We start from the raw sequence: 6,000 nt of genomic DNA on the forward strand, positions 1-6,000 counted from the left end.
GATTCATCAAGATCGGCTTCAACCAGCGAAAACACCTGTAGTCGGTGCTATCTTCAGCAATGATCGCGGTGCCTGCGCGTCGCGCGGAAAGGACACCATGACTACCTTGAGCAGGCCCCCGGCTGATCCTTCGGCCCCACGGCCCGGCGGCATGGCCTCCTTGCGGACATGGCTGCTGTTCGGACTGCAGGATTCCAAAGGATCGCACCAAGGACCCGGTGCGGTGGGCGATCCCCATCTGAAGAAGCATTCATGGTGGCAGGTCATGTGCCTCACCGGTGTCGACTATTTCTCCACCCTCGGCTACCAGCCCGCCATCGCGGCCTTGGCCGCGGGAGTGATCTCCCCTTTGGCCACCATCGTCCTGGTGGCCGTCACGCTGCTCGGCGCCCTGCCCGTGTACCACCGCGTCGCCGGTGAAAGCCACCGCGGCGAGGGATCCATAGCGATGCTCGAGCGTCTCTTGCCCCGCTGGGGAGGGAAGATCCTCGTCCTTGTTCTCCTCGGGTTCGCGGCGACGGACTTCATGATCACCATGACCCTCTCGGCCGCTGACGCCACCGCACACGCGATCCAAAACCCGCTCGCCCCAGGCTGGCTGCAGGGACAGAACATCCTGGTTACTTTGTTCCTCCTCGCCCTGTTGGCCGCCGTATTCCTGCGCGGATTCAAGGAAGCCATCGGCGTGGCCGTCGTCCTCGTCGCGGTCTACCTGGGCCTCAATGTCGTGGTCGTATTCTCAACGTTTGTAGAGGTGTTCGCCCATCCGGTCGCGGTGGGCGACTGGTGGCATGCACTGTCCACTTCGCACGGAAACCCGTTCATGGTGATCGGCATCGCCCTGCTGGTGTTTCCAAAGCTCGCCTTGGGCCTGTCCGGTTTCGAGACCGGTGTCGCCGTGATGCCGCAGATCCGTGGACGTGCCTCGGACACCGAGGAGAACCCCGCCGGACGGATCAAGGGGACCCGCCGCCTCCTGACCACGGCGGCAGTCATCATGAGTTCCTTCCTGATCGCTACCAGCTTCACCACCGTTGTGCTGATTCCGGAGAAGGAGTTCCAGCCCGGCGGCCAGGCCGATGGACGCGCCCTGGCATTCCTCGCGCACCAATATCTCGGCGTCGGGTTCGGCACCGTCTATGACCTGAGCACCATCGCCATCCTGTGGTTCGCAGGCGCCTCCGCCATGGCCGGGCTGCTGAACCTGGTCCCGCGATACCTGCCACGATATGGAATGGCACCGGGCTGGGCCCGTGCGGTGCGCCCGTTGGTCCTGGTGTTCACCCTCATCGGGTTCCTGATCACGTTCCTTTTCAACGCCGACGTCGACGCCCAAGGTGGCGCGTACGCCACCGGCGTGTTGGTGCTGATGACATCTGCCGCTGTGGCGGTGACCCTCTCGGCGCGCCGCTTGAGGCAGCGCAAGCGCACTGTCGGATTCGGGATCATCGCCGTCGTCTTTATCTACACAACGATTGCCAACATCTTCGAACGTCCCGAAGGTATCCGGATCGCCGCGATCTTCATCGTGGGGATCATCGTGATCTCGCTGCTTTCGAGGATCCGGCGCTCGTTCGAACTGCACGCCACCCACGTCCATCTGGACCGCCAGGCGCTGGAATTCATGTCCACCAATTTGAGCGGCCCGATTGCGCTCATCGCCCACGAACCCCTCCGACTCACCGCGGAGGCCTATCGGGACAAACTCACCTCTGCCATCGAAGTCAGCCACATTCCGGTGGATTACCAGGCGCTCTTCCTGGAAGTGATCGTGGACGATTCTTCCGACTTTGAAACCGCACTTGAGGTCCATGGCGTGGTCCGGCACGGACACCAGATACTGGAAGTCCACGGTCCCGTGGTCCCCAACACCATCGCGTCAGTGCTGCTGCACATCCGTGACGTGACCGGCCTCATGCCGCACATCTACTTCCGCTGGACCGAAGGAAACCCCGTCATCAACCTGCTTCGCTTCCTGTTCCTCGGCGAGGGAGAGATCGCTCCGGTCACCCGCGAAGTCCTGCGTGAAGCCGAACCCGATGTCAGCCGGCGCCCGTGGGTCCACGTCGGCTGAGTGCAGCGTAGGGGCGCCCAGGGCGGATGCTGTCAGGGCCGCTCCGGCATCTCGCCGTTCGCTACCGCTTCGATCCAGTCGACCGCCTCGTCCGAGAAATGAAACCCCGAAGGCCCACTCCGACCAACCCACCATGCATCCGAAGCAATCGGGCCGCCAGCTTGGGTGATCTCGACTACCACTTCCGGCGGAACCGCGTCGCCGTTGTTCTCGATCAGCCATTTCCGGGTAGACGGCTTCAGCTTCGACCACCAGTGCTCGATACTCATGGCCGAAGTCTGCCATGCCTGCCGCCAATGCTCGAGGCCTAGCCGTTAAGAGAGTGCTAAATCTGCGTCCGCTGGCATATGGAAACCATTAAGACCGCAGGCGGCGGATCCTTTCGGTGATCTGATCGAGGGAGTAATTCATGGCCAGCCTGGCCGTGGACCGGTCTCTCCGAAGGAGCTGACGCAACCATGAAACCCAACGGCTTTTCTCACGGAATGGCGACCGACGCCACAGTCCCGGGCATCCGTCCGAACGATTACGTGGTGATCGATGAGGTCGGCGATTTCTCTTACTATCCGTCCGAGGCCGCCATGCTCAAAGACTTGGAATACGTAAACGAAGCATCATGCATTCTTGACCGATCCGGCAACGACTACCGCCTGGCCATGGATACGGACAGGCACCTGCATCTGGGTCCCTCATTGGGCACGGTGGAATTCAACTGGCTCCGCCAAGCGTGGACGAACAACCAGCAGAGAAACATGCAGGCCCACCCCTTGCAGCGGTTCCACGCGACAACGCCGGAAGCCCTCCTTGAGGGACTATTTGAAATGCTTTACCTCGAACAAGCCGGCAGGACCACGGACGCGCCGTGGGTCTTGGAGGTGGACGGCGAAGTAACCCACCCCGCGACTCTGCACGAAGTCAGTAGCCTCCTCACCCGCGTTGATCACCTCGAACGAGTCACGGTGCATGATCCCTTCGGCCACGAATACCGGCCAGTCCGTCACGCAGGGCATCGCTTCTTCTTTCCTGCGGCGGGGTCGGTCTATTACGTCGAGGTTGCTGGACGATCCAAGGGGAGCGGCGTCCAACGCTGAGGCACCACTACGCCGGCGGCGCCGTGGATTCGCGGGATATCCGCCGCGATTAGCCAGCCGCGTGTCGCCAGCTACTTCCCTGCCGGCCATCCGGTGTACGACTCAGCCAAGTATGCCTGCGCATGCCGGGAAGAGACCACGGAGTGGAGCTCGCCGAGCTGGCGTGCGCGGCCGAAGTCGTCCGAACCGGGCGCGGTGTGCAGCATGGACGTCATCCAGTAGGAGAAGTGCTGTGCCTTCCAGACACGTTCCAGGGCACGGTCGCTGTAGGACTCGAGCTGCGCGTTGGAGCCGTTTGTGTAGACGGAATCGAGGCCTTCGAAGAGAACTTTGACATCATGCAGGGCCAAATTGAGCCCCTTGGCGCCCGTCGGCGGGACGGTGTGGGCAGCGTCGCCGGCCAGGAACAGGTTCCCGTGGCGCATCGGGGTGTGGACGAAGCTGCGGAACGGCAGGACCATCTTCTCGATTACCGGCCCCTCCTTGAGCTCAAAGCCGTTTCCGTTGACGCGCCTGCGGAATTCGGACCAGATGCGCTCGTCGTCCCAATCGGCCACGTTTTCCTTGGGGTCGCATTGGAAGTACATGCGCTGCACGTTCTCAGTGCGCTGGCTGATCAGGGCGAAGCCGTTCTTGGAGTTGGCATAAATCAGTTCGTCTGAGCTCCGCGGTGCCTGGGCGAGGATGCCGAACCACGCGAAGGGGTATTCATGGAAGTACCACTTGCGGTTGGCCTCGGGGATCTGGAAGCGGCAGTGGCTGCGGGAACCGTCGGCGCCCACCAGGAAGTCCGCCTGGATTTCGAATTCCTGGCCCTCGGCGTCGGTGAACCAGACCTTGGGTTTGCCTTCGAGGTCGTGGATGGTGGTGTCCGTGACGCTGTACCGGACGTCGCCGCCGTCGTTCTTGCGCCGTGCGGCGAGATCGAGGAAGACCTCCGTCTGCGGGTAGAGCCACACGGATTCGCCCACGAGTTCCTTGAAGTCGATCCGGTGGCTTTCGCCGTTGAAACGCAGTTCGATCCCGTCGTGCCGGTCGCCGTCGCGCAGCACCCGGTCGGAAACACCGCTGTCCACGAGCAGGTTCACCGAGCCGTGTTCCAGGATGCCCGCACGGACTGTTTCGGCGATCTGCTGGTGGCTGCGGACCTCGATGACCGTGGATTCGATCCCCGAGGTGGCCAGCAGGTGGGAAAGCATGAGCCCGGCCGGCCCGGCGCCCATGATGGCCACTTGGGTGGTGATGATCTTGCGTGCCATGGTGTTCCTCGCTTCATTGCGGAATCGCGCCTCACGGGCTGCGGTGGTTCTGCTGACCAGTGTGACCCCCGCCGCATGGTCGGCGTTATCCGAATTCCGTTCAACGGAAAAAACCTAGGCGTCCCGACGCTCCCCAAGTTGGCGGGCGATTCCGCGTGCCGCAGTCTGCAGCGCAGGCACCAGGGCCTGTAGGCGCATTTCCGCGAGCGGAACCACGACGCCGAGCGCGGCTACCGTGCGCCGCTTGCTGTCCGTGACCGGCACCGCGATGCCCCACGTGTCCGGATCCACCACGCCCGCGAGCTGGGCGTACCCCTGCTGGGCGGTTTCCGCCACAAGGCGACGGACGACGTCGGCCGTCACCTTTCCCGCGGGGTCGCTGAACTGCTTGAGGTACTCGGCCTGCTGTTCCCTCGGCTGGCCAGCCATCAGTGCCAGCCCGGCCGAAGAGATGTGGACCGGCATGCGTCCAGCAACGCGGGCGCGGTTGGCCACAGATCCCCGGCGGGACAGCCGCTCGACGAACAACGCTTCCCAGCCATCGAGCACGGCAAGGTTCACGTTCTGGTTCAGGACCTGCTGGATGTCCTCCATGAACGGCAGGGCCGCTTGCCGTAGGGCCAGAGTTGGCGAATTCCGGTTCACGAGTTCCCACAACCGCAGGCCCAAGCGGACACTACCCCCCGCGCCAAGCTCCAGGAGTCCGTGATCGGCGAGCTGCCGGACCAATCGATGGGCGCTTGCGAGGGGCAGGCCGGCGGTGTCCGCTAATTCGGAAAGCCGCAGCGACGTGGAGCCTTCGGGGAACGCCTCGATAATCCGGACGATGCGGTCCACCACTGAATCGCCCGATGCCGAGTTTGCCAATGCGCCTTCACCGCTTCCATGTATTCCATTGAATGGAGCACTAGCTTAGACCGGCTCAGGCGCATCCGCTGATCCGTCCTTGGTTTCCCGCCGCGAGATCTCCAAGCCGATCGCGTCGTAGTGAGCCAGCACTACCGGAGAGGCAGCTGTGCCGGGCTGGTCCAGCAGGCCGAAGGCGAAATCGCTCGCGGCAAGAAGTTCTTCATCGGAGCATTTGTCCAACGGCTGGAGTCCTGACGCATCGATCGAGGCAGTGAACTCGCCGGCGATCTCGATCGATTTCACTCCCGTTGCGGCCCCGAGTGGGAAACCGGCAGGCCTCTCCGTGAATTCCAACGAAACTCCGGATCCAGTGGCGAGGCCCACTTCCGTGGTGCCGCCGTCGATCGCGTTGAGGTCATTGCGGAGTCCGGCCAAAGCCTGCGATTCGACCATCGCGGCGTGGGACAAGCCCACTCTGATGTGGGAGGTGATGCCCATTCGCCGAATCCGGCGAACGATCTGTACGAGTGCGGGCCTCGAATCTTGATTCAGGCTTCCCCGAACATCGATATCGACGGCGTCGGTGGAAACATCGAATTTAACGAGGGCGTGCAATCTACGGTCCATAGGTACTCCAAATAAGGGTGTCTATGGCCGACGGCTCAACCTCAAGAAGGTTATCCTCTGGCACCGCCGTTGTACACCCCGCGCGTTGACTCATTGAAAA

6 protein-coding genes are annotated in these 6,000 nt (G+C 62.8%); 2 read left to right on the top strand and 4 right to left on the bottom strand.

Going from position 1 to position 6,000, the window contains the following annotated elements:
* Positions 1–97 precede the first annotated feature (97 nt).
* Positions 98–2,074 carry an amino acid transporter gene (locus KNN17_RS14745; protein ID WP_078107171.1) on the top strand — a complete coding sequence of 659 codons (1,977 nt, stop codon included), beginning with the start codon at positions 98–100 and terminating at the stop codon, positions 2,072–2,074.
* A gap of 32 nt (positions 2,075–2,106) precedes the next feature.
* Here the strand turns inward: KNN17_RS14745 and KNN17_RS14750 are convergent, their stop codons facing one another.
* Positions 2,107–2,343 carry a hypothetical protein gene (locus tag KNN17_RS14750; protein ID WP_241709774.1) on the bottom strand — a complete coding sequence of 79 codons (237 nt, stop codon included), beginning with the start codon at positions 2,341–2,343 and terminating at the stop codon, positions 2,107–2,109.
* A 189-nt stretch (positions 2,344–2,532) separates the two neighbouring features.
* Here KNN17_RS14750 and KNN17_RS14755 point away from each other — a divergent pair, with 189 nt between their 5' ends.
* Positions 2,533–3,165: a hypothetical protein gene (locus tag KNN17_RS14755; protein ID WP_241709775.1), complete on the top strand. Its 633-nt coding sequence runs from the start codon at positions 2,533–2,535 to the stop codon at positions 3,163–3,165.
* Between the two features lie 71 nt (positions 3,166–3,236).
* Here the strand turns inward: KNN17_RS14755 and KNN17_RS14760 are convergent, their stop codons facing one another.
* From KNN17_RS14760 to KNN17_RS14770, 3 genes are all read right to left on the bottom strand, one after another.
* Entirely contained in the window at positions 3,237–4,424 is a 1,188-nt protein-coding gene (locus KNN17_RS14760; protein WP_241709776.1) for a 4-hydroxybenzoate 3-monooxygenase, read from the bottom strand.
* Positions 4,425–4,538: 114 nt separating this feature from the next.
* Complete coding sequence (locus tag KNN17_RS14765) at positions 4,539–5,291, bottom strand: IclR family transcriptional regulator (protein ID WP_241709777.1); 753 nt, start codon at positions 5,289–5,291, stop codon at positions 4,539–4,541.
* A 45-nt stretch (positions 5,292–5,336) separates the two neighbouring features.
* A complete protein-coding gene (locus tag KNN17_RS14770; RefSeq protein ID WP_241709778.1) occupies positions 5,337–5,900 on the bottom strand; it encodes a hypothetical protein in 564 nt (187 codons plus the stop codon).
* Between the last annotated feature and the right edge of the window lie 100 nt (positions 5,901–6,000).

The sequence above is a fragment of the Arthrobacter bambusae genome (genome assembly GCF_022606295.1).
Taxonomy (GTDB): Bacteria; Actinomycetota; Actinomycetes; order Actinomycetales; family Micrococcaceae; genus Arthrobacter; species Arthrobacter bambusae_A.

What these genes read in the sequence shown, in the direction of transcription:
- KNN17_RS14745 (WP_078107171.1), top strand. Translation starts at nt 98, where the DNA reads ATGACTACCTTGAGCAGGCCCCCGGCTGATCCTTCGGCCCCACGGCCC.
- KNN17_RS14750 (WP_241709774.1), bottom strand. Translation starts at nt 2,343, where the DNA reads ATGAGTATCGAGCACTGGTGGTCGAAGCTGAAGCCGTCTACCCGGAAA.
- KNN17_RS14755 (WP_241709775.1), top strand. Translation starts at nt 2,533, where the DNA reads ATGAAACCCAACGGCTTTTCTCACGGAATGGCGACCGACGCCACAGTC.
- KNN17_RS14760 (WP_241709776.1), bottom strand. Translation starts at nt 4,424, where the DNA reads ATGGCACGCAAGATCATCACCACCCAAGTGGCCATCATGGGCGCCGGG.
- KNN17_RS14770 (WP_241709778.1), bottom strand. Translation starts at nt 5,900, where the DNA reads ATGGACCGTAGATTGCACGCCCTCGTTAAATTCGATGTTTCCACCGAC.